Source organism: Halomonas rhizosphaerae (assembly GCF_030012485.1).
In the GTDB taxonomy this organism is placed as follows: domain Bacteria; phylum Pseudomonadota; class Gammaproteobacteria; order Pseudomonadales; family Halomonadaceae; genus Halomonas; species Halomonas rhizosphaerae.
This window is the reverse complement of sequence record NZ_JASCQQ010000028.1, coordinates 30,789-50,736: the sequence shown is the minus strand read 5'-3', so window position 1 is coordinate 50,736 and position 19,948 is coordinate 30,789. Positions and strand designations below refer to the sequence as shown.

20 protein-coding genes and 2 tRNA genes are annotated in these 19,948 nt (G+C 64.8%); 9 read left to right on the top strand and 13 right to left on the bottom strand.

Features of this window, described 5'->3' with window-relative positions; translation table 11 throughout:
* Nucleotides 1-20 precede the first annotated feature (20 nt).
* On the top strand, nucleotides 21-821 hold the full coding sequence (gene apbC, locus QLQ86_RS13245; protein WP_407650101.1) for an iron-sulfur cluster carrier protein ApbC: 801 nt from the start codon (nucleotides 21-23) through the stop codon (nucleotides 819-821).
* 95 nt (nucleotides 822-916) lie between these two features.
* Nucleotides 917-1,483, top strand: coding sequence for a dCTP deaminase (gene dcd, locus QLQ86_RS13240; RefSeq protein WP_133637335.1), 567 nt, complete (start codon nucleotides 917-919; stop codon nucleotides 1,481-1,483).
* A 127-nt stretch (nucleotides 1,484-1,610) separates the two neighbouring features.
* Here the strand turns inward: dcd and purN are convergent, their stop codons facing one another.
* Nucleotides 1,611-2,342, bottom strand: coding sequence for a phosphoribosylglycinamide formyltransferase (purN, locus tag QLQ86_RS13235; RefSeq protein WP_282817256.1), 732 nt, complete (start codon nucleotides 2,340-2,342; stop codon nucleotides 1,611-1,613).
* The gene (purM, locus tag QLQ86_RS13230) at nucleotides 2,339-3,412 is read right to left on the bottom strand and encodes a phosphoribosylformylglycinamidine cyclo-ligase (protein WP_282817255.1); all 1,074 of its coding nucleotides are present in this window, start codon (nucleotides 3,410-3,412) and stop codon (nucleotides 2,339-2,341) included. Before purM ends, purN begins: the two co-directional genes overlap by 4 nt.
* Before the next feature lie 136 nt (nucleotides 3,413-3,548).
* On the opposite strand from purM, the gene QLQ86_RS13225 reads away from it, so the two are divergent.
* A complete protein-coding gene (locus QLQ86_RS13225) occupies nucleotides 3,549-4,628 on the top strand; it encodes an AI-2E family transporter (RefSeq protein WP_282735363.1) in 1,080 nt (359 codons plus the stop codon).
* A complete protein-coding gene (gene hda / locus QLQ86_RS13220) occupies nucleotides 4,625-5,326 on the top strand; it encodes a DnaA regulatory inactivator Hda (RefSeq protein WP_282817254.1) in 702 nt (233 codons plus the stop codon). Before QLQ86_RS13225 ends, hda begins: the two co-directional genes overlap by 4 nt.
* A 77-nt stretch (nucleotides 5,327-5,403) precedes the next feature.
* Here hda and ehuB read toward each other — a convergent pair whose 3' ends face one another.
* From ehuB to QLQ86_RS13205, 3 genes are all read right to left on the bottom strand, one after another.
* Entirely contained in the window at nucleotides 5,404-6,243 is an 840-nt protein-coding gene (ehuB, locus tag QLQ86_RS13215) for an ectoine/hydroxyectoine ABC transporter substrate-binding protein EhuB (RefSeq protein WP_282735361.1), read from the bottom strand.
* 342 nt (nucleotides 6,244-6,585) lie between these two features.
* Nucleotides 6,586-7,158, bottom strand: a complete 573-nt coding sequence (locus QLQ86_RS13210; protein ID WP_282817253.1) for a carboxypeptidase-like regulatory domain-containing protein — start codon at nucleotides 7,156-7,158, stop codon at nucleotides 6,586-6,588.
* A 126-nt stretch (nucleotides 7,159-7,284) separates the two neighbouring features.
* Nucleotides 7,285-7,653 (bottom strand): phasin family protein, encoded by a 369-nt coding sequence (locus QLQ86_RS13205; RefSeq protein WP_282735359.1) that lies wholly within the window; start codon nucleotides 7,651-7,653, stop codon nucleotides 7,285-7,287.
* Between the two features lie 205 nt (nucleotides 7,654-7,858).
* Between QLQ86_RS13205 and QLQ86_RS13200 the strand changes: the two genes are divergently transcribed.
* Nucleotides 7,859-9,238 carry a class II fumarate hydratase gene (locus tag QLQ86_RS13200; protein WP_282817252.1) on the top strand — a complete coding sequence of 460 codons (1,380 nt, stop codon included), beginning with the start codon at nucleotides 7,859-7,861 and terminating at the stop codon, nucleotides 9,236-9,238.
* A 3-nt stretch (nucleotides 9,239-9,241) separates the two neighbouring features.
* Here QLQ86_RS13200 and QLQ86_RS13195 read toward each other — a convergent pair whose 3' ends face one another.
* From QLQ86_RS13195 to phnD, 5 genes are all read right to left on the bottom strand, one after another.
* Nucleotides 9,242-10,306, bottom strand: a complete 1,065-nt coding sequence (locus QLQ86_RS13195; protein ID WP_282817251.1) for an endonuclease/exonuclease/phosphatase family protein — start codon at nucleotides 10,304-10,306, stop codon at nucleotides 9,242-9,244.
* An 85-nt stretch (nucleotides 10,307-10,391) separates the two neighbouring features.
* A complete protein-coding gene (phnE, locus tag QLQ86_RS13190) occupies nucleotides 10,392-11,201 on the bottom strand; it encodes a phosphonate ABC transporter, permease protein PhnE (RefSeq protein ID WP_282817250.1) in 810 nt (269 codons plus the stop codon).
* On the bottom strand, nucleotides 11,195-12,010 hold the full coding sequence (gene phnE, locus QLQ86_RS13185; protein ID WP_282817249.1) for a phosphonate ABC transporter, permease protein PhnE: 816 nt from the start codon (nucleotides 12,008-12,010) through the stop codon (nucleotides 11,195-11,197). The genes phnE (QLQ86_RS13190) and phnE (QLQ86_RS13185) overlap by 7 nt, the downstream gene beginning before the upstream one ends.
* Nucleotides 11,997-12,812, bottom strand: coding sequence for a phosphonate ABC transporter ATP-binding protein (gene phnC / locus QLQ86_RS13180; RefSeq protein WP_282817248.1), 816 nt, complete (start codon nucleotides 12,810-12,812; stop codon nucleotides 11,997-11,999). Before phnC ends, phnE (QLQ86_RS13185) begins: the two co-directional genes overlap by 14 nt.
* An 84-nt stretch (nucleotides 12,813-12,896) precedes the next feature.
* Nucleotides 12,897-13,901 (bottom strand): phosphate/phosphite/phosphonate ABC transporter substrate-binding protein, encoded by a 1,005-nt coding sequence (gene phnD, locus QLQ86_RS13175; RefSeq protein ID WP_282817247.1) that lies wholly within the window; start codon nucleotides 13,899-13,901, stop codon nucleotides 12,897-12,899.
* 102 nt (nucleotides 13,902-14,003) lie between these two features.
* On the opposite strand from phnD, the gene QLQ86_RS13170 reads away from it, so the two are divergent.
* Nucleotides 14,004-14,591, top strand: a complete 588-nt coding sequence (locus tag QLQ86_RS13170) for a histidine phosphatase family protein (protein ID WP_282817246.1) — start codon at nucleotides 14,004-14,006, stop codon at nucleotides 14,589-14,591.
* A gap of 23 nt (nucleotides 14,592-14,614) precedes the next feature.
* Here the strand turns inward: QLQ86_RS13170 and glpD are convergent, their stop codons facing one another.
* Together glpD and QLQ86_RS13160 are read right to left on the bottom strand one after the other, a co-directional pair.
* On the bottom strand, nucleotides 14,615-16,189 hold the full coding sequence (glpD, locus tag QLQ86_RS13165; RefSeq protein ID WP_282817245.1) for a glycerol-3-phosphate dehydrogenase: 1,575 nt from the start codon (nucleotides 16,187-16,189) through the stop codon (nucleotides 14,615-14,617).
* A 148-nt stretch (nucleotides 16,190-16,337) separates the two neighbouring features.
* Nucleotides 16,338-17,096: a DeoR/GlpR family transcriptional regulator gene (locus tag QLQ86_RS13160; protein ID WP_282735350.1), complete on the bottom strand. Its 759-nt coding sequence runs from the start codon at nucleotides 17,094-17,096 to the stop codon at nucleotides 16,338-16,340.
* Between the two features lie 386 nt (nucleotides 17,097-17,482).
* Between QLQ86_RS13160 and glpK the strand changes: the two genes are divergently transcribed.
* The 3 genes from glpK (at nucleotide 17,483) to QLQ86_RS13145 (ending at nucleotide 19,270) form a co-directional block, all read left to right on the top strand.
* Complete coding sequence (gene glpK, locus QLQ86_RS13155) at nucleotides 17,483-18,967, top strand: glycerol kinase GlpK (RefSeq protein WP_282817244.1); 1,485 nt, start codon at nucleotides 17,483-17,485, stop codon at nucleotides 18,965-18,967.
* 124 nt (nucleotides 18,968-19,091) lie between these two features.
* A tRNA-Val gene (locus QLQ86_RS13150) sits at nucleotides 19,092-19,168 on the top strand.
* A 25-nt stretch (nucleotides 19,169-19,193) separates the two neighbouring features.
* Nucleotides 19,194-19,270: transfer RNA gene (locus QLQ86_RS13145), tRNA-Val, on the top strand.
* Nucleotides 19,271-19,312: 42 nt separating this feature from the next.
* Here QLQ86_RS13145 and QLQ86_RS13140 read toward each other — a convergent pair.
* Nucleotides 19,313-19,774 (bottom strand): GAF domain-containing protein, encoded by a 462-nt coding sequence (locus QLQ86_RS13140; RefSeq protein ID WP_282817243.1) that lies wholly within the window; start codon nucleotides 19,772-19,774, stop codon nucleotides 19,313-19,315.
* Nucleotides 19,775-19,948: the final 174 nt, after the last annotated feature.

Below are 19,948 nucleotides of genomic sequence, written 5' to 3'. Positions count from 1 at the left end.
TGAATAAGGAGCGAGTCGTGATCGAAGGGGTCAAGCATATCGTCGCCGTGGCATCCGGCAAGGGCGGGGTGGGCAAGTCCACTGTGACCGTCAACCTGGCATTGGCCATGGCCGCCGAAGGCTATCGGGTCGGCATCCTTGATGCCGACATCTATGGCCCCAGCCAGGCGCAGATGCTGGGGGTGGGCGAGGGCGTGCGTCCCCAGTCCGCAGGCGAGAATCGCTTCAAGCCGCTCGAGGCGCATGGCATCCAGGCCATGTCCATGGCCTTCCTGGTCGACATCCGCGAGCCCATGGTCTGGCGAGGGCCCATGGTCGCTGGCGCCTTTCAGCAGATGCTCACTCAGACCGTCTGGGACAATCTGGACTACCTGTTCATCGACATGCCGCCGGGTACCGGCGACATCCAGCTGACCCTGGCCCAGAAGGTACCGGTGGACGGCGCGGTGATCGTCACCACGCCCCAGGACATTGCGCTACTGGACGCGCGCAAGGGCATCGAGATGTTCCGCAAGGTCAACGTGCCGGTCCTCGGGGTCGTGGAGAACATGAGCCTGCACATCTGTTCCAACTGCGGCCACAGCGAGCCGATCTTCGGCGAGGGCGGGGGCGAGCGCATTGCCCAGGAGTACGAGACCCAGGTGCTCGGTCGCCTGCCCTTGACCCTGTCGATTCGCGAACAGGTGGATGGTGGGCAGCCCACCGTGGTGGCCGAGCCGAAGGGCGAGGTGACCGCGACCTTCCGCGACATGGCGCGCCAGGTCGCCGACCAGATCCGCGGCCAGGGCACCGAGGGACCCGAGATCTCCTTCAGCGAGTGAGATGGCTACTGCCGTGACCTTCCCTTCCGGGGCCGCTATGATGTGGCCCCGGTTTTCTTTCGCCGGTTCCCCTAGACACAGTGCAGGACGTTTCGATGAGCATCAAAGCCGACAAGTGGATACGCCGCATGGCCGAGCGGGAAGGCATGATCGAGCCCTTCGAGCCCGATCAGGTACGCTACGAGAACGAGCGGCGGGTGATCTCCTACGGGACGTCCAGTTACGGCTACGACGTGCGCTGCGCCGACGAGTTCAAGGTGTTCACCAACATCCACTCCGCGGTGGTGGACCCCAAGGGCTTCGACGAGAAGAGCTTCGTCGACATCAAGGGGGATGTCTGCGTGATTCCCCCCAATTCCTTCGCCCTGGCACGCACCGTGGAGTATTTCCGCATCCCGCGTAGCGTGCTGACTATCTGCCTGGGCAAGTCTACCTATGCCCGGTGCGGCATCATCGTCAACGTCACCCCGCTGGAACCCGAGTGGGAAGGGCATGTGACCCTGGAGTTCTCCAACACCACCAACCTTCCGGCGCGCATCTATGCCAACGAGGGGGTGGCGCAGATGCTGTTCCTGGAGTCCGACGAGGTCTGCGAGACCTCCTACAAGGACCGCGGCGGCAAGTACATGGGGCAGCGCGGCGTGACCCTGCCCAGGACGTAAGGGCCTTCGGCCAGCTTCAAGTCACAAGGAGCAAGCTTCAAGGACCCCCTTGGCTTGCTCCTTTCGTTTGGGGGTAGGCTGGCTTGCAGCTTGCAGCTTGCAGCTTGCAGCTTGCAGCTTGCAGCTGTCAGTCCTCGTCCAGCTCCTCGGCGGCATCGGCATGGGAGAGTCGCATGCCGGTGGGAGGAAGCTCGACGCCGTCCATGGTGGCACTATCGCCCTTGAGCTGCAGTCGCCCCTCCAGAAACCAGCGCACAGCGATCGGATAGATCAGGTGCTCACGGGCCTGCACCTTGGCCTGGAGACTCTCTTCCGTGTCGTCCTCGGCGACAGCCACCTCTGCCTGCAGGGCGACCGGTCCGCCATCCAGCTCTTCGGTGACGAAATGCACGCTGCAGCCGTGCGTGTCCACGCCATCGGCCAGCGCGCGGGCATGGGTATGCAGGCCCTGGTAGTCCGGCAGCAACGAGGGGTGGATATTGAGCATCCGGCCCAGGAAGCGGTTGACGAAGCGCGGAGTGAGAATGCGCATGAAGCCGGCCAGCACGATCAGGTCGGGCTCGTGACGCTCGATGACCTTGATCAGGGCACCATCGTAGGCGTCGCGGCTGTCGTATTCGCGGTGGGGCAGGGCCACGGCATCGATGCCGGCATCCTTGGCACGCTTGAGTCCGTAGGCATCCGGCTGATTGGAGATCACCGCGACGATCTCGCCGCCCAGCGCGTCATGACTCTGGGCGTCGATCAGTGCCTGGAGGTTACTGCCGCTGCCGGAGATCAGCACCACCACTCGCCGCGTTTCGCTGGGCTCGGGGGTGAAGGCGTTCAGGGTGTCACTCTGGTAGTTGGTCCCGCTCATCCTTCGAGGTTCTCCAGCTGGACCTGCTCCTCGGCATCACCCCGCGCGGTGATCACACCGATGCGGTGGACCGTCTCGCCCAGGCCCTGCAGGTGGGCACGGGCCTGGTCGGCCTTCTCCGCCGGGACCACGATCACCATGCCGATGCCGCAGTTGAGCACACGGTGCATCTCGTGTTCCTCGACGTTGCCCTGTGCCTGGAGCCAGTCGAAGACGGCCGGACGCGTCCAGCTGGACGCATCGATGCGCGCCGCCAGGGTCTCGGGCAGCACGCGGGGAATGTTCTCGAGCAGGCCGCCGCCGGTGATATGTGACAGGGCATGTACCGGGATATCGGTCTCCTTGAGCAACGACAGCAGCGGCTTGACATAGATGCGTGTGGGAGCGAGCAGGGCCTCGCCCAGCGACCGCCCGTCGATGGCGGTGTCCAGCGAGGCGTCGCCGACCTCGAGGATCTTGCGGATCAGCGAGTAACCGTTGGAATGGGGGCCGGAGGAGGCCAGTCCCAGCAACACGTCGCCCTCGCCGACCTTCTTGCCGTCGAGGATCTCGGACTTCTCCACCACGCCGACGCAGAAGCCGGCGAGGTCATAGTCACTGCCCTCGTACATGCCAGGCATCTCGGCGGTCTCGCCGCCCACCAGGGCGCAACCGGCCTGCTCGCAGCCCTCGCCGATACCGGTCACCACGTCGGCGGCGATATCCACGTCCAGCTTGCCCGTGGCATAGTAGTCGAGGAAGAGCAGCGGTTCCGCACCGGCCACCACCAGGTCATTGACGCACATGGCCACAAGGTCGATGCCGATGGTGTCATGGCGGCCGAGGTCCATGGCCAGGCGCAGCTTGGTGCCGACGCCGTCGGTACCGGATACCAGCACCGGCTCCCGGTAGCCGGTCGGCAGCTCGCACAGGGCGCCGAAACCACCCAGTCCGCCCATCACCTCGGGGCGGATAGTGCGTTTGGCGACGCCCTTTATGCGGTCGACCAGGGCATTCCCGGCATCGATGTCGACCCCGGCATCCTTGTAACTGAGCGATGCCCCGGTCGGGCGATTGGTGGAATCGGTCATGTCGCTTCCTGTATGAGATGGGCGCTCGCGATGCCTGTCGCAGGGCGACGCGCAACGGTCAGGTTTGGGCGATGAATTGTAGCATCACGGCGCGCGGCTGGCAGCCTGCCGGTCGCGTCGGAACAGGGAGGAAGCGATGCACAGACAGTGGTGGGTGGCGGCCGCGGTGGCGGCGGTGGGACTGTGGTTCCTGATCAGTATCGAGCCGGTGCTGACGCCCTTTTTCGTCAGCATGATCCTGGCCTATCTGGGCGACCCCCTGGCCGACCGCCTCGAGGCTCACGGCCTCTCGCGGCGCCTGGCGGTCTCGCTGGTCTTCCTGCTGCTGACACTGGTCATTGTGCTTACCCTACTGTTGGTGGTGCCGATACTGGGCCGACAGCTCGGCCAGCTGATCGAATCGCTGCCGGCAGTGCTCAACTGGGCTCAGCAAACCGTGGTGCCGCGCATCCAGTCGCTGACCGGCATGGACCTCTCCACCGACATCGACGAGATGCGCCAGGCGATCGTCGACAACTGGAAGGAGACCGGGACCTTCGCCGCCAGCCTGCTGGCCCAGGCCTCGCGTTCCGGCCTGGCGTTTGTCGCCTGGATCGGCAACCTGGCGCTGATTCCGGTGGTGACGTTCTATCTGCTGCTGGACTGGGACGTCCTGGTTGCCAAGGTGCGCGGCTCGCTGCCGCGCAGCTGGGAGCCCGCCGTGGTGCGCCTCGCCGGCGAATGCGACGAGGTGCTGTCGTCCTTCCTGCGTGGCCAGCTGATCGTCATGCTCTGCCTGGGGGTGATCTATGCGGTGGGGCTGACCCTGCTGGGTGTGCGCTTCGGCTTGCTGATCGGCCTGCTTGCGGGTCTCGCCAGCATCGTGCCCTATCTCGGGGTGATCGTGGGCATTTCCGTGGCCGGAGTGGTGGCGTTTTTCCAGTTCGGCGACTGGCTGATACTGCTCGGCGTCGCGGCGGTGTTCGGTTTCGGTCAGCTGGTCGAGAGCGTGGTGCTCCAGCCCAAGCTGCTCGGCGACAAGATTGGCCTGCATCCGGTGGCCGTTATCTTCGCCGTACTGGCCGGTGGGCAGCTGTTCGGTTTCACCGGGGTGCTGCTGGCGCTGCCCGTAGCCGCCATGCTGATGGTGGTGTTGCGTTATCTCCACGAGCACTATAAAAACAGCACTTTGTATGACGCCGGACGTCAACGTACCCACGACGAGGAGTCGCCATGAGTCGAGCACCCGCGCAGTTGCCGCTGGGCGTGGGGCTGCGCGACGACGCCACCTTCGCCAACTTCTACCCCGGGCCCAATGCGACCCTGGTCGACCGGCTAGTGCACCAGCTCAACGACGGCGGCGAACCCTTCCTCTACGTATGGGGCGCCTCCGGCACAGGGCGTAGCCACCTGCTGCAGGCCGCTTGCCATGCGGCATCCGACCGCGACTGCCGTGCGCTGTACCTGCCCCTGGCGGAGCTCGGGCACTTCCCGCCGCTGATGCTCGAGGAGATCGAGCGCCTGGATCTGGTGGCGATCGATGACCTCGACCGCGTGATGGGACGCAAGCGCTGGGAGGAGGCATTGTTCCACGCGTTCAATCGTCTGCGGGATGCCGGTAAGCGCCTGGTAATCGCTGCCGAGGCGCCGCCACGTCAGCTGCCGGTGAAACTTCCTGACCTGGCGTCGCGACTCACCTGGGGTATGACCTTCCACCTGCAGGGACTCGATGACGCCGGACGCCTGGCGGCGCTTCAGCTGCGGGCCCGGGGTCGTGGCATGCAGTTGCCCGATGAGGTAGCCCGCTACATCCTGCATCGCGGACCGCGACGGCTGGATGCACTTTTCGAGACCCTGGCGGCCCTGGATCGCGCCTCGCTATCTGCCCAGCGCAAGCTGACCATTCCCTTCGTCAAGCAGGCGCTGGGCTGGTAGGAGGCCTCCCGGAGTTCGGCGCACGCTGCTTCAAATGCCCCGTGCTCCCTCAATCCGGCAGGATGGGCGTGGCGGTGCTAGCCGATCCCGTTGCAGAGTTGGTCGGCACTGAAGCGGTAGGAGTACAGGACGTCCTTCTGCAGGAAGCCATAGCGCGTCAGTGTCTGTTGCCAGTCTCCGTTGCGCTTCTCTTCCAGCAACGCCTCGTTTACCGCGTCTCGCAGGTCTTCGGCATCCAGGGGGAAGGCGAAGCCGCCGAAGTAACGTACCTCACGACCGTCGATCACCGGATCGGTGAAGTTGAATTCCGCCTCCACCTGCGGGCTCATCTGCTCCATGGACGCTACCGTCATCCCGGTGGCGGCGAAGGCATCGGCTCTCCCGCGGACGATGGCCTCGATGGCATCCTGGTGGCGCTCTACCGTGATGATCCGGTCCGGGTCGATACCCAGGGCATTGAACATGTCCTGGGTGACCGTGCCCTCCTGAACCGCGACACGTATGGTGTCAGGGCGTTCGATGAAGTCCTCGTAGGCCCGAATGCGGTTGGGGTTGGAGGCCAGTACCAGCAGCCCTTCGCCATAGGAGGTGTTGGGGTCAGAGAAGAGCACGCGCGCGCAGCGTTCGGGCATGATGGCCATCTCCGCTGCGGCCATGTCGAAGCGACCGACTTCCAGCCCCGGGATGAGGTTCTTGAATTCCGTCTCCACCCATTCGATCTCCTCGATGCCGAGATCATCCAGGATGCGCCGAGCGACCTCCGGGCCGACTCCCAGCGGCTCACCTTGCTCGTTCAGGTAGCCATAGGGCTTCTCGTTGGCGACGGCGATGCGGATCACGCCGCGCTGCTGGATCTCCTTGAGGGTATCAGCCTGCAGCCCGGGAATGGCCAGCAGGGTGGCAAGAGCGCTAGCCATAAGGGGCAATCTGCCCTGGGAAAACGTCATTGGTGTCATTGTTAGTGCCCCCGCGTAGCGTCGTTCCGACACTTACCGCGTCCCGGATCACTCGGGTATCGGCCATGGCGCATAAGCCGCTGGGTCGGAGCGATGTGTGATGGGTCATGATCCATGGTGTATCAGCGTATCGAAGCCATCATGGTGTCATGTCCGCCATCTCGCGATGGCGGTGAATTAAGCGTAGAAGTAACGTTGATGGGCTGCTAGACCGCGAACAGCCACTATGGCAGTTCGCGGACAACGACTGTCGGCGATGTCCTACAAGAGACGGTAAGTCTCAGACCCCCTGTGCCAGAGAACTCAACGGCTGAGCTCGATGCTACGGGATTGGCCATTGCTCAGGCTGATCTGGTGAATGACCACGCGGGTCTTGCCGGTGGATGGGTCCTGTCCGCTGCCCGACACATAGAACTCGCCGGCCGGCAGGCCCCCGAGGCGAAAGTAGCCATTGCCGTTGGTGCGGGTGGTGTGGGTGTACTCACGGGCCCGTGGATCGGCGGGCTCCACGGCACGGCCCGCCAGGGCCTGCTCCGCGGCCTCTGCAGAGTAGGTGGTCACCGGGGCTGCCGAGACGGGGCGATTTGCTACTGGGTGCCCGCCCAGCAACAGGCGTCCGCTGATCTCGGCACTACCGCTCTTCTCCAGTGCGGCATACTCCTCGGCGGGGAAGGCCACCTGGCGAGCAGCCCGTCCGGTCGTGGCAGGGCGATCGGCCCGTTCGGTCTCGCGGGGCGTCTCCATCTCGCGTGGCGCCTCCGTACCGCGTTCGATCACCTCGACGCGCTCACGCTCTCCCGCGGGATAGCGTGGTTCGATGATCTGACAGCCGGCCAGCGAGAGCCCCAGCAGGGCAGGAAGGATCCAACGTGTCATGTGCACTCTCCCGGATGGTGGACGACGCCCCGTGCCCGGTGAGCATAACGCAAAAGGGCCGCCGATCATCGATCAGCGGCCCTTCTTGCGTTCAAGCAAGCGCCGGCGGTGCCGGCGCTGTCAGGCTTACTTGGCTGCCTTGGTGGCAGTCTCGGTAGCCTGCTTGACGTTGTCTTCGGTCAGCTTCTGGCTCTGCTGCACGAAGTCCTGCTGCAGGGAAACGACCTTCTCGGCGTCGCCCTTCAGGCGCTCGGTCAGGTCCTTGGCGACCTTCTGCTGGCCTTCCATGTAGGTGCGCAGGCCTTCGGCATCTTTCACGTTCATCAGGCTGCGCAGCTGCGCCAGACCAGTGTCGGTGTAGGCCTTGCTGGCGTCCAGCTGGGCGTTGACCAGCTTCTCGGTGTAGTCCACGGACAGGGCGGCATAGGCGCGGGCCGGGCCGAAGAACATGGATTCGAACTGTTCGGTGAACTGCTTGGTGTCGAAGTTTTGCATCGTAAGTCCCTCCCAGGGATTTCGGATCAATTCGAAGGCCGTGGCGGTCTGCCGATGCCTTCTGCGTCTCTGTTGCGATGCACAATAGCAGAGCGGTTTGTGCAGTGCAACATCCTTTCTTTCGATGAGGAGGTCTCTTGCAAGGCGGTCTGCTGGACACCATGTTGAATGGAGCATCATCCATCCCGAACATGAGGAGCCGGACATGAGCGACCATCGCATCGAGCGCGACAGCATGGGTGAGCTGGAGGTGCCGAGGGAGGCCCTCTACGGTGCCCAGACCCAGCGCGCCGTCAACAATTTTCCGGTCTCGGGCCAGCCGATGCCGACGGCCTTCATCCACGCCATCGCCCGGATCAAGCTGGCGGCGGCCCGGGTCAACCGCGAGCTGGGCCTCCTCGACGACGCTCGGTCCCGGGAGATCGTTGCCGCCGCCGAGGCGATCCTTGCGGGCCACCTCGACGACCAGTTCCCGGTGGACGTCTTCCAGACCGGCTCGGGCACCTCCAGCAACATGAACGTCAACGAGGTAATCGCCAGACGAGCCAGCCGCGACGGGGTGGAAGTCGGCGCCAACGACCACGTCAACATGGGGCAGTCGAGCAACGACGTGATTCCCACGGCGATCCATGTCTCCGCCGCGCTGGCAGTGACCAGCCAGCTGCGCCCGGCGCTGGAGCACCTTCGCGAGAGCATTGACGCGCGCGCCTTGGAGCTCGAGGACGTGGTCAAGACCGGGCGTACCCACCTGATGGATGCCATGCCGCTGCGCATGGATCAGGAGCTGGGCGGCTGGTCGAGCCAGGTGGGGCAGGCCATCGAGCGCCTGGACAGCGCCCTGGTGCGACTCTGTCGACTGGCCCAGGGCGGTACGGCGGTAGGCACCGGCATCAATGCCCATCCCGAGTTCGCCGAACGCATGGCGCGGGACCTGAGCGAGCAGACGGGGCTGTCGTTCTCGCCCAATGACAGCTTCTTCGCCAGCCTCGCTTCTCAGGATGCCGCGGTGGAACTCTCTGGACAGTTAAGGGGGCTGGCCTGCGTGGTGATGAAGATCGCCAACGACCTGCGCTGGATGAACTCCGGGCCTCTGGCCGGGCTCGGCGAGATCGAGCTCGAGGCCCTGCAGCCCGGTAGCTCGATCATGCCTGGCAAGGTCAATCCGGTGATCCCCGAGTCGGCTGCCCAGGCCGCCGCCCAGGTGATCGGGCTCGACACGGCGGTGACGGTGGCCGGGCAGAGCGGCAACTTTCAGCTGAATGTCATGCTGCCGCTGGTCGCCAACAACCTGCTGACCTCGATCACCTTGATGACCAATACCAGCCGGCTGCTGGCCGATCGCGCCATCGCTACTTTCAAGGTGCGCCACGACCACCTCGAGGGTCCGCTGGCGCGCAACCCCATCCTGGTCACGGCGCTGAACGCGGTGATCGGTTACGACGCTGCGGCGGCCATCGCCAAGCACGCTTACCAGGCCGGACGGCCGATCATCGAGGTGGCCGAGGAGCAGACCGAACTGTCCAGAGCGGAGCTTGAACGACTTCTCGACCCCGCGACGCTGACGCGAGGCGGGGTACCGGAATAGCGCTCACTCCTGCTGGTCGCGCTCCTTGCCCTCCTTGATGGTCTCCCGGGCGTCGCGGTGCTCCTGCCCGTCGGCCTCGGGTGTCTCGTGCTCGTCGGCGCGGGAGGGGCGGTAACAGAGGGTGGCCAGCATCGGGAAGTGGTCGGAACCGATGTGTGGCAGGCGCTGCATGGCTTTTAGAGTGAAGTGCTCGCTGACGAATACGTGGTCCAGCGGCCAGCGCAGCAGGGGATAGCTGGCGTGGAAGGTGCTGTACATGCCGCGCCCGCGGCGGGGATCAAGCATGCCGCTGACTCGACAGAAGAGCCGAGTGGTGCGTGACCAGGCCACGTCGTTCAGGTCACCGGCCACCAGAGTGGGCACCGGGTCCTCGTGAATTGCCTTGCCCACCAGCAGCAGCTCGGCATCGCGCCACAGCGACTCCTCGCTCTCGTTGGGGGCCGGCGGGCGGGGATGCACGGCATGCAGCTGGACGACCTCACCGCTAGGTAGCGTGACGCCGGTATGGATCGAGGGGATATCGTCCTGAATAAGCCACTGGACCTCGGGGTCGACCAGCGGCCGCCGGGCATAGAGGTGCATGCCGTAGAGGTTGTCCAGTGGCACCCGCACCGCATGGGGCCAGTCCTCATGCAATGCCCCGTCGAGCTTCTCCTGCCACCAGGCGTCGGATTCCAGGGTCAAGACCAGGTCGGGCCGATGTTGATGGATAAGCCGGGTCAGCGTCTCGGCGTTGCGATTGGTGGTCAGTACATTGGCGATCAGCAGCGTCAGGCATCGGCTCTCCTGTCCCGGCTCGGTGCGCTGGACCTGCACCGGCCAGAACGGCGTCCAGGGCAGGATACGGGCCGTCTGAAGCGCGAGGGTGATAAGGCTCGACGCCATCGCGACCCACGACCAGGGCGGGGTGGCCAGCAGGGAGAGCAGAGCGGTCACCGCCGCCAGTGCGGCGAGCTGCAGGCGTGGAAACTCGCAGGCACGGATCCACCACCAGGTCAGCGGCGATCGCGCCACCAAGGTGACCACCAGCAGTGCGGTGGCGATCACCGCAAGCACAATCGAGAGCACGACATGACCTCCCTGTGGCCTCAGTGACGTCCCGTTCCCAGCCTACTCCGCATGCCATCGGCCGTGAATGCCGGGTCGTGAATGTCTAGAGCGCCTTGCGGCGCAGCAGGCCGGTGATGGCCTCGCCGATCAGCACCAGCACGATGATGGCGATCAGGATGGTGGCCACCGTCTGCCAGGCGAAGGTGTCGATGGAGCCCTGCAGGATCACGCCGATACCGCCAGCCCCGACCAGCCCCAGTACCGTGGACTCGCGAATGTTGATGTCCCAGCGCAGGATGACGATGGCGAAGAAGGCCGGCATCACCTGGGGGACGACGGCATAGGCGATCACTTTCGCCTTGGAGGCGCCGGTCGCTTCCATGGCCTCCACCGGGCGGCGGTCGATCTCCTCGATGGCCTCGCCCATCAGCTTGCCGATGAAGCCCACCGAGCGGAACATGATGGCCAGTATCCCGGCCAACACCCCGGGGCCGAAGATCGCCACGAACAGCAGCGCCCAGATGATGGTGTTCACCGAGCGGCTCGAGACCAGGATGAAGCGCCCCAGCCACAGGCAGGCACGGTTGGGTGTGGTGTTCTGGGCGGCGATGTAGGAGACCGGCAGGGCGATAAAGATCGTCAGCAGGGTGGCGAGCGTGGCGATATGCACGGTCTCGATCATGGCATTGACGATCTCGCCGAGGCGGCTCGGATCCGGCGGCCACATGCGTGCCCCAAGGCTCGAGATCTGGTTGGGGGCATCCCATACCCAGGGCCAGAAGATGTCGATGTCGCGCACCGCCCAGACGACCAGCATCAGCGTCACCAGCATTACGCCGTAACGGATGAGCTGCTCCCTGCGGTTGTAGCGTCGCCAGATACGATCGGCGAGCAGGTCGGCGTCCTCTACCATATCTTCTTCCTTACCCAGCCGCTGACGCCTTCGCTGACCAGGATCACCGCGATGATCACCAGCAGGATGGCAAAGGCGAAGTCATAGTCGTAGCGCCCGAAGGCATTCATCAGGGTGCTGCCGATGCCACCCGCCCCGACGATACCCACCACCGCAGAGGCACGCAGGTTGCTGTCGAGCTGGTACATGGAGAGTCCTACCTGGCGCGGCAGGATCTGCGGGAAGACGGCATAGTAGAGCGTTGCCAGATAGCCGGCGCCCGTGGCGCGCATGGCCTCCACCTGGCCCCAGTCGATTTCCTCGATCTCCTCGGCGAGCAGCTTGCCGACGAAGCCGATGGAGTAGAGGGTCAGGGTCAGGATGCCTGCCAGGGGACCGAAGCCCACCGCGGCGACGAAGAGGATGGCGACGATTACCGGATGGAAACTGCGCGAGACGATGATCACCGCGCGCCCCACCAGGTAGACAGGCAGGGGTGCGATGTTGCGTGCCGCCATCACCGCGAAAGGAATCGACAGCAACACCCCGAGCAGGGTGGCCAGGATGGCGATCTGAAGGCTCTCCGTGAAGCCGGTCAGCAGCAGGTCGAAGCGCGAAAAGCTCGGCGGGAAGCCGCCGCCGAAGATGCGCGCTGCCCGAGGCAACCCTTCGCTGATGCGCTCCCAGTTGAAGGGCAGGGTGGCGAAGGCCCACACCAGATAGACGACCACCACCAGCAGCATGCCATAACGCATGACGGGGTTCGCAATGAAGGGCGGCTTGCGCCACGTCCGCGACGTCGTTGCCCGGCTGGTGTCAGGCCTGGTCATGGCGGATCTCCCGTTCAGCCTTTCCAGGGGCAGCCTGCGGGGTGGCACTCTCATCCTCCGGCGACTCGATGCCACCATAGATGGCATCCAACGCCTCCTTGTCGAAGTCGGCGGGAGTGCCATCGAAGATCATGGTGCCGTGGCGCAAGCCGACGATACGGTCGGTATAGGCCCTGGCCTGGGCCACATTGTGAATGTTGATCAGCACCGGCAGCGACAGTTCGCTGGCCAGGCTTTGCAGCAGCACCATGATCTGCTCGGAGGTGCGCGGGTCCAGCGAGGCCGTTGGCTCGTCGGCCAGCAGCACCTCCGGTTCCTGCATGAGGGCGCGGACCACGCCGACCCGCTGGCGTTCTCCGCCGGAGAGTTCGTCGGCGCGCTTGTTGGCATAGTGGGCGATGCCCACTCGCTCCATCAGCACGAAGGCCCGCTCGATATCCGCGGTTGGATAGCGGCGGGTAATGGCCTGGAAGAGGCTGACGTAGCCGAGTCGGCCGGCCAGCACGTTCTCCATTACCGTGAGGCGATCGATCAGGTTGAAGCCCTGGAAGACCATGCCGATCTTGCGTCTAGCTCGTCGCAGGTCACGGTGTCGGAGATTGACGAGTTCGGTGCCGTTGAGCTTGATCGACCCCGAGGTGGGTTCCACGAGGCGGTTGATGCATCGAAGCATGGTGCTCTTGCCGGCGCCCGAGGCACCGACGATGGCGACCACGCTGTTGTCCTCGACGCTCAGATCAAGCCCCTTGAGCACAGGATCATCGTGGCCGTAACGCTTGATCAGGTTGGATATCTCTAGCATCGGCGAGTCCCGGAGGGCGAAGGATCAACGAGACAGCGACGCCGGCCTTCGAGGGAAGGCCGGCGTCGTGCTGCCAGGCGTGGATTACTCGAGGTTGTCGGGGGTGTACTCGACCCCGTTGGCCTCCTGGATGGTACGGATGACCTTCCAGTGCTCCTGGTAGTTGATGGGGATGAATTTCTCGACCCCCTCGAACTCCTCCCCCAGTTCGGTGCCGGCGAACGCGAAGCTGAAGAAGGCCTCCTCGATCTTGTCGACCAGATCGGGATGCAGGTTGTGGGCATAGGTGTAGGACGTGGTCGGGAAGCGGTCGGACTCGTAGATGATCTTGACGTCCTCCGGGTCATAGAGGTCGCGGGCGGCCATCCGATCGACCACTTCCGAGGCTACCGGTGCCGCATCGTAGTCCTGGGCCACCACCCCCAGCATGGACTGGTCGTGGCTGCCTGAGTAGATGACCTCGTAGTCCTCGTCGGGGACGATGCCCTCTTCGGGGAACAGGGCTCGCGGCGCCTGGTTGCCGGAGTTGGAGGTGGGCGAGGTATGGGCGACGCGCTTGCCCTTGAGGTCAGCCATCTCGTCGATGCCGGAGTCGACGTGGGTATAGAGCTGGAGGGTATAGCCGAACTGGCCGTCATCCGAGCCCATCAGGGCGAAGGGGACGGCCCCGGCCAGGTTGACGGCGAAAGGCGTCGGGCCGGTGGAAAAGCCGGCGATATGCAGGCGACCGCTGCGCATCGCCTCGACCTGGGCCGAGTTGGATTGCACGGCAAAGAAGCGTACGTCGCGTCCGGTGACGTCCTGCAGGTGGTCGATGAAGGGTTGCCAGATATCGGAATAGATCGCCGGATCCTCGACCGGGGTATAGGCGAAGATCAGGGTGTCGGGGTCGGCCCACTCGGATTCGTCGGCCGGGCGGTCGGCGACCATGTCGCCGTTCTCGTCGCAGTAGATGTCATCCAGAGCGCCACGCTCGCAATCGTCCTGTGCCTGGACCTGAGTGGCGGCCAGCAGGGCAAGCGGCAACAGCGAGGAGAGGGCCAGCGTGGTGAGTGGGTGCTTTCGAGACCGGAGGGGATGATGGATCATGGCGTGCCTCGTGAGATTATTGTTGTGCAGGACGTTCGGATCTCGACATGTCGATGATTGATTCCGAATAACCCTTTCCAATCTAGAGTTCGTGACAAAACTATGTCAAACACTTTCCCCGCGGCGTCAGGCCACTGGCATAACCGCTACCTGCTCATGCGCCATGGTCACAGCCTGGCCAACCAGCAGGGGCTGATCATCAGCACGCCGGAGCATGGGCTGGCTGGCTTCGGCCTCTCGTCCCGGGGCCGGGAGCAACTCGATGGGCTGCTGTCCGACTGGTGCTGGGCGATCCCCGCCCGGATCCTGCATTCGGACTTCCGTCGCACCACCGAGACGGCAGCCCGTATCGCGCAGCACTTCGGCCTGCGGTGCGAGGCCGATACGCGGCTGCGGGAACGCCACTTCGGTGCGTTCGAGGGTGAGGGAGATCACCGCTATGCCGAGGTCTGGGCACGGGACGCCCGTGACCCGGCGCACCGCCATGCCGGCGTCGAGGCCGTCGCAGAGGTGGCCGCGCGCATGACGGAGCTGATCGCCGACCTGGAGCAGCACCATGCGGGGGAAACCATCCTGCTGGTCAGTCACGGGGATCCACTGCAGATCCTGCTGACTGCCTTGGAGGGCCGCGAGCTTAGCCAGCATCGCGAGCGGGATCCGCTCGCGCCGGCCAGCGTCACCGTTCTGTGATTTCTTTTCTTTGGCGCCTGATCTCAGGCCGTGCGTCGCGGTCGGGATCGAGCTGCGCGGGGATGCACCCGGGTAGATGGCTTCGATGGGGTAGGGGGGAGGCTCTGGCGAGCCAGCCGTTCCTCCAGGTACTCCCCCAGGCGCCGAGTCTCGACCGCATTGAGACGCAGGGCCAGCTTGGTACGCCGCCACAGGATGTCCTCGAGCGAGCGCGCCCATTCCTGCTCGATCAGATAGTCCACTTCGGCCGCGGTCAGCCCGGCGCCAAATGCCTGCCCCAGGGCGTACTGGGAGTCCCTGCCGTCCAGGAACTCCCGGCATAGCGAGCCATAGGAGCGAGCAAAGCGCCGGGCCTGCGCGGCATCCAGGAAGGGGTAGGCCTCCAGCAGTTGTGACTCGAAGGTGGCCTGGTCACCAATGTCGCCGCCCGGCAGTGGCGTTTCGGCAGTCCAGGGGGCGGCCATCGCCGGCAGGTGGGGCTCTAGCGCCGCAAGGGCAGCCTCGGCAAGCTTGCGATAGGTGGTGATCTTGCCGCCGAAGACCGAAAGCAAGGGGGCACCACGGGTGTCCAGGTCGAGGGTGTAGTCGCGCGTCATGGCCGAGGGTTCGGCCGATTCGTCGTCGCACAGCGGGCGCACGCCGGAGAAGGTGCGGATTACGGCGTCCCGAGAAAGCTGGATGCGGAAGTGGGCGTTGACGACCGAGAGCAGATAGTCGATTTCCTCCTCGCTGGTCTCGACGCGCGACGGGTCGCCCTCAAAGCGCCGGTCGGTGGTGCCGATCAGGCTGAAGTCTTCCTCGTAGGGCAGCACGAAGACGATGCGCCGGTCGGTGTTCTGGAGGATATAGGCCCGCTCATCGTGATTCAGGCGAGGCACGATCAGATGGCTGCCCTGGATCAAGCGCACGCCATATCGCGACTGCCGCCTGGCCTGGCGGCTCACTACCTGCTCCACCCAGGGGCCGGCGGCGTTGATCAGTGTCCGGCAGCGGCGGGTCAGCCGATGGCCCGAATCTATCTCCTCGAGTTCCACTTCCCACTGGCCGTCAATCTCGCGGGCCCCGATACAGCGTGTGCGGACCTGGATCTCGGCGCCGTTGTCGCGAGCCTGGATGGCGTTGAGGACCACCAGACGGGCATCATCCACCCAGCAGTCCGAGTACTCGAAGCCACGGGTGATGCCGGGAGCAAGGCCCTGGTGCGCGGTGAGCCTGACTCCCCGTGACCCCGGGAGCTTCTCGCGCTTGCCGAGGTGGTCGTAGAGGAACAGGCCGGCGCGCAGCATCCAGGCCGGGCGCAGGTGGGGGCGGTGGGGAAGGATGAAGCGCAGTGGCCAGATGATGTGCGGGGCCTTGGCGAGCAACACCTCGCGCTCGCGAAGTGCCTCGCGCACCAGGCGGAATTCATGGTGTTCCAGGTAGCGCAGGCCGCCGTGGATCAGCTTGCTGCTCGCCGAGGAGGTGGCGCCGGCGAGATCCCCCTGCTCGCACAGGCCTACCGCCAGGCCGCGTCCTGCAGCATCGTTGGCAATGCCGGTGCCATTGATACCGCCGCCGATCACGAAGAGGTCGAGCACCTCGTTCGACTTGTCGCTCATGGAGTCTCCCGTCCAGCGCTGACCCGGACGTCGATGATGTTTGATATCGAAAATAGACGAAAACAAAGCGAACATCAAGGCGCGTCATGGCGCCCCTGGCTTGCAGGCAGGGCTGAGGGGCAATAGAAAAAGGCTGCCGTGTGCGGTGTCAGGCGATATGCAGCGTCACGTCGTGCTGCTTCAGCAGCCGCAGGATGGCCTCGGGCGGCTCGCGGTCGGTGAACAGGGCGTCAAGCTGTGCCAGGTTGCCCTGGCGGACCACCGGGTTGCGCTGGAACTTGGAGTGGTCGGTGGCCAGGAAGATCTTGCGGGAATTGCGGATGATGGCCTGGGCGACACGCACTTCCTGATAGTCGAATTCCAGCAGGGACCCATCCTCGTCGATGCCGCTGATGCCGATGATGCCGTAGTCAACCTTGAACTGGTTGATGAAGTCGATGGTCGCCTCGCCGATGATGCCGCCGTCGCGGGAGCGCACCTGGCCGCCGGCGATGATCACGTTGAAGTCCTCCTTGTGCTGGAGGATCGCCGCCACGTTGAGGTTGTTGGTGATCACCTCCAGCCCCTGATGGTCGAGCAGCGCCTCGGCGATCACCTCGTTGCTGGTGCCGATATTGATGAACAGCGACGAGTGGTCGGGGATGTGCCGGGCGAGCAGGGCAGCAATGCGTTGCTTGGCCTCGAGGTTGAGGGTCTTGCGGGTCGAGTAGGCGGTATTGACGGTGCTCGACTCCAGGCCTGCTCCACCATGGACCCGGCGGATGCGCCCTTCGGCGGAGAGGGTGTTGAGGTCGCGGCGAATGGTCTGGGGGGTGACCGTGAAGTGCTCGGTGAGCTGCTCGATGCTGGCATAGCCCTGGCGGCGCACCAGCTCGATGATGGCGTCCTGGCGTTGCTGCTGGTTCATGGAATCTCCTTGGCTTCCCGGATTTTACGTCATCGTCTCGGACGCTGCAGAAATCGGTTCTGTTCTCCAAGAGCTATGACAGATTCCAGCACTGGGGGGCTGATCCGGCTGCAGGCCTGCGAGGAGGCGCTGTAAACCCCTCCATGGGCGCTACCGACGCCATCCCTGGCGTAGGATCTCCTCTTCGGCCTGCCCCCGGCGCCCCTCGCTAAGGCCAACTGCGATAGCCTGGTCGGTCCTCTAGATTCATCCAAAGTCGTAGTGGCTCCGGCGTCCGGGAATTTGAGCGGGGCGGTCGGCTGGAGTAGTCTGGATGATCATAAACGAACATTAGCGTTTAAAACCGAAATCCGCACGCCACTACAACCACAATCAGGATGCTTGCCATGGCTTCATATCTACTGGCCATCGACCAGGGCACCACCAGCTCCCGCGCCATCCTCTTCGACCGCCAGGGGCGCAGCGTCGCCTCGGCGCAGCGCGAATTCCCCCAGCATTTTCCCCATGACGGCTGGATCGAGCATGACCCGAAGGACATCTGGGAGACCGTGCTCACCACCTGCCGTGAAGTGCTCGCCGAGACGGGCGTGTCGCCCGAGGAGATCGCCGGGGTCGGCATCACCAATCAGCGCGAGACCACCCTGTTGTGGGATCGGGTCACCGGCGAGCCGTTGCACAACGCCATCGTCTGGCAGGATCGTCGCACCGACGAGGCCTGCTGTCAGCTCCGGGAGGCGGGCCACCTGGAGGACGTTCAGGCGCGGACCGGGCTACTGATCGACCCCTACTTCTCGGCCACCAAGCTCGCCTGGCTGCTCGATGAAGTGCCCGATGCTCGGGCGCGGGCCGAGCGGGGCGAGCTGGCTTTCGGTACCGTGGACACCTTCCTGATCTGGCGACTCACCGACGGTCGGGTACACGCCACCGATGCCACCAACGCCTCGCGCACCGCCCTGTTCAATATTCATGAGCAGCGCTGGGACAAAGAACTGCTGGCCCTGTTCGACATTCCGGCCAGTCTGCTGCCCGAGGTCAAGGATTCCAGCGATGACTTCGGCGTGGTCGATGGCCGCTGGCTGGGGGGCGAACTGCCCATCGCCGGGGTGGCGGGTGACCAGCAGGCCGCATTGGTTGGCCAGGCCTGCTTCTCGCCCGGCATGGGCAAGAGTACCTATGGCACCGGCTGCTTCATGATCGTCAACACCGGAGAGACCGCCGAGACCTCTCGCAATCGCCTGCTGACCACGGTGGCCTATCGGCTGAACGGCAAGCCGACCTACGCCATGGAGGGCAGCATCTTCGTCGCCGGGGCCACGGTGCAGTGGCTGCGCGATGGCCTTCAGCTGTTTGCCGATGCCGCCGAGACCGAAGCCCTGGCGTGCCAGACGCGCAGCGGTCATAGCGTCTATCTGGTACCGGCCTTTACCGGCCTCGGGGCGCCGCACTGGGACCCGAAGGCGCGCGGTGCCATCTTCGGCCTGACCCGCGACACCGGCATTGCTGAGATCGTTGCCGCCGGCCTCCAGGCGGTCTGCTACCAGACGCGCGACCTGCAGGTCTGCATGGACGATGACATGTCGGCATCGCCGGGCATCTTGCGGGTCGACGGTGGCATGGTGGCGAATAACTGGGTGATGCAGTTCCTCGCCGATATGCTGGGCGTCCAGGTGGATCGCCCCACGGTGCTGGAGACGACGGCTCTGGGGGCCGCCTACCTGGCAGGTCTCCGCCTCGGCTGGTATCGCGACCTCGACGAGATCGCCGAACTGTGGCGCTGCGAGCGGCGTTTCACGCCACAGATGGAAGAGTCGGAACGCGAGCGTCTCTACGCCGGCTGGAAGGAAGCCGTCGAGCGGGTCCGCACCCAGTAGCGTGAAGCTGGGTCAAGGTGCTGATTCGCCGCCATTGAGTGGCGATGCCGGGCTTGCATTTCGGGGGCGGATGGGTAGAATACGCATCCGTTGCCACGGCGAAGTCATGCCGCAGCGGTGATGCAGGACCATAGCTCAGTTGGTTAGAGCGCCACGTTGACATCGTGGAGGTCGGCGGTTCAAATCCGCCTGGTCCTACCACAACTCGCCCGGTGACGACAGCTTCAGGACCATAGCTCAGTTGGTTAGAGCGCCACGTTGACATCGTGGAGGTCGGCGGTTCAAATCCGCCTGGTCCTACCAGATACCGAAACGCCCCGCAGCCCTCGGCTGCGGGGCGTTTCTCTATTGGGGCAGGGCGGTTTTCTCGATGAACACTGCCACCAACCGCTCGATGCCCGCCTGGTCGGCGTCGCTGAAGCGGTCCTGCCTTGGGCTGTCCAGGTCCAATACCCCCCACAGCCGGTCATTGACCACGATGGGCACCACCAGTTCGGCCCGGGAGTCCGCATCGCAGGCGATATGGTCGGCCACGGCATGCACATCCGCCACGCGCTGGGTCTCGCGCGTGCGGGCAGCGGCACCACAGACGCCCTTCGTGAAGGGGATCGGATGGCAGGCTGGCTTGCCCTGGAAGGGGCCCAGCGAGAGCATCTCCGGCTGACGCTGCAGGTAGAAGCCGACCCAGTTGAGGTCGGGGAGCTCCTGCATCAGGAAGGCGCAGGTCTGGGCACTGTTGGTCAGCCAGTCGGGCGTATCGAGCAGGGCCTCGAGCTGGCGGGCCAGCAAGGGGTAGTCCGGTGTCATGGTGGCTCCTTTAACGAAAGGGGCCGGCACAGTGGCCGGCCCTTTAGCTATCTCGAATCGTGGTTTCGCTCGGGGCTGACCCGTGGTCAAGCCTTCGAGGAGGCGCTGTGAACCCGTCCCTGGGCGCTACCGACGCCATCCCTGGCGTAGGACCTCCTCTACGGCTTGCCCCCG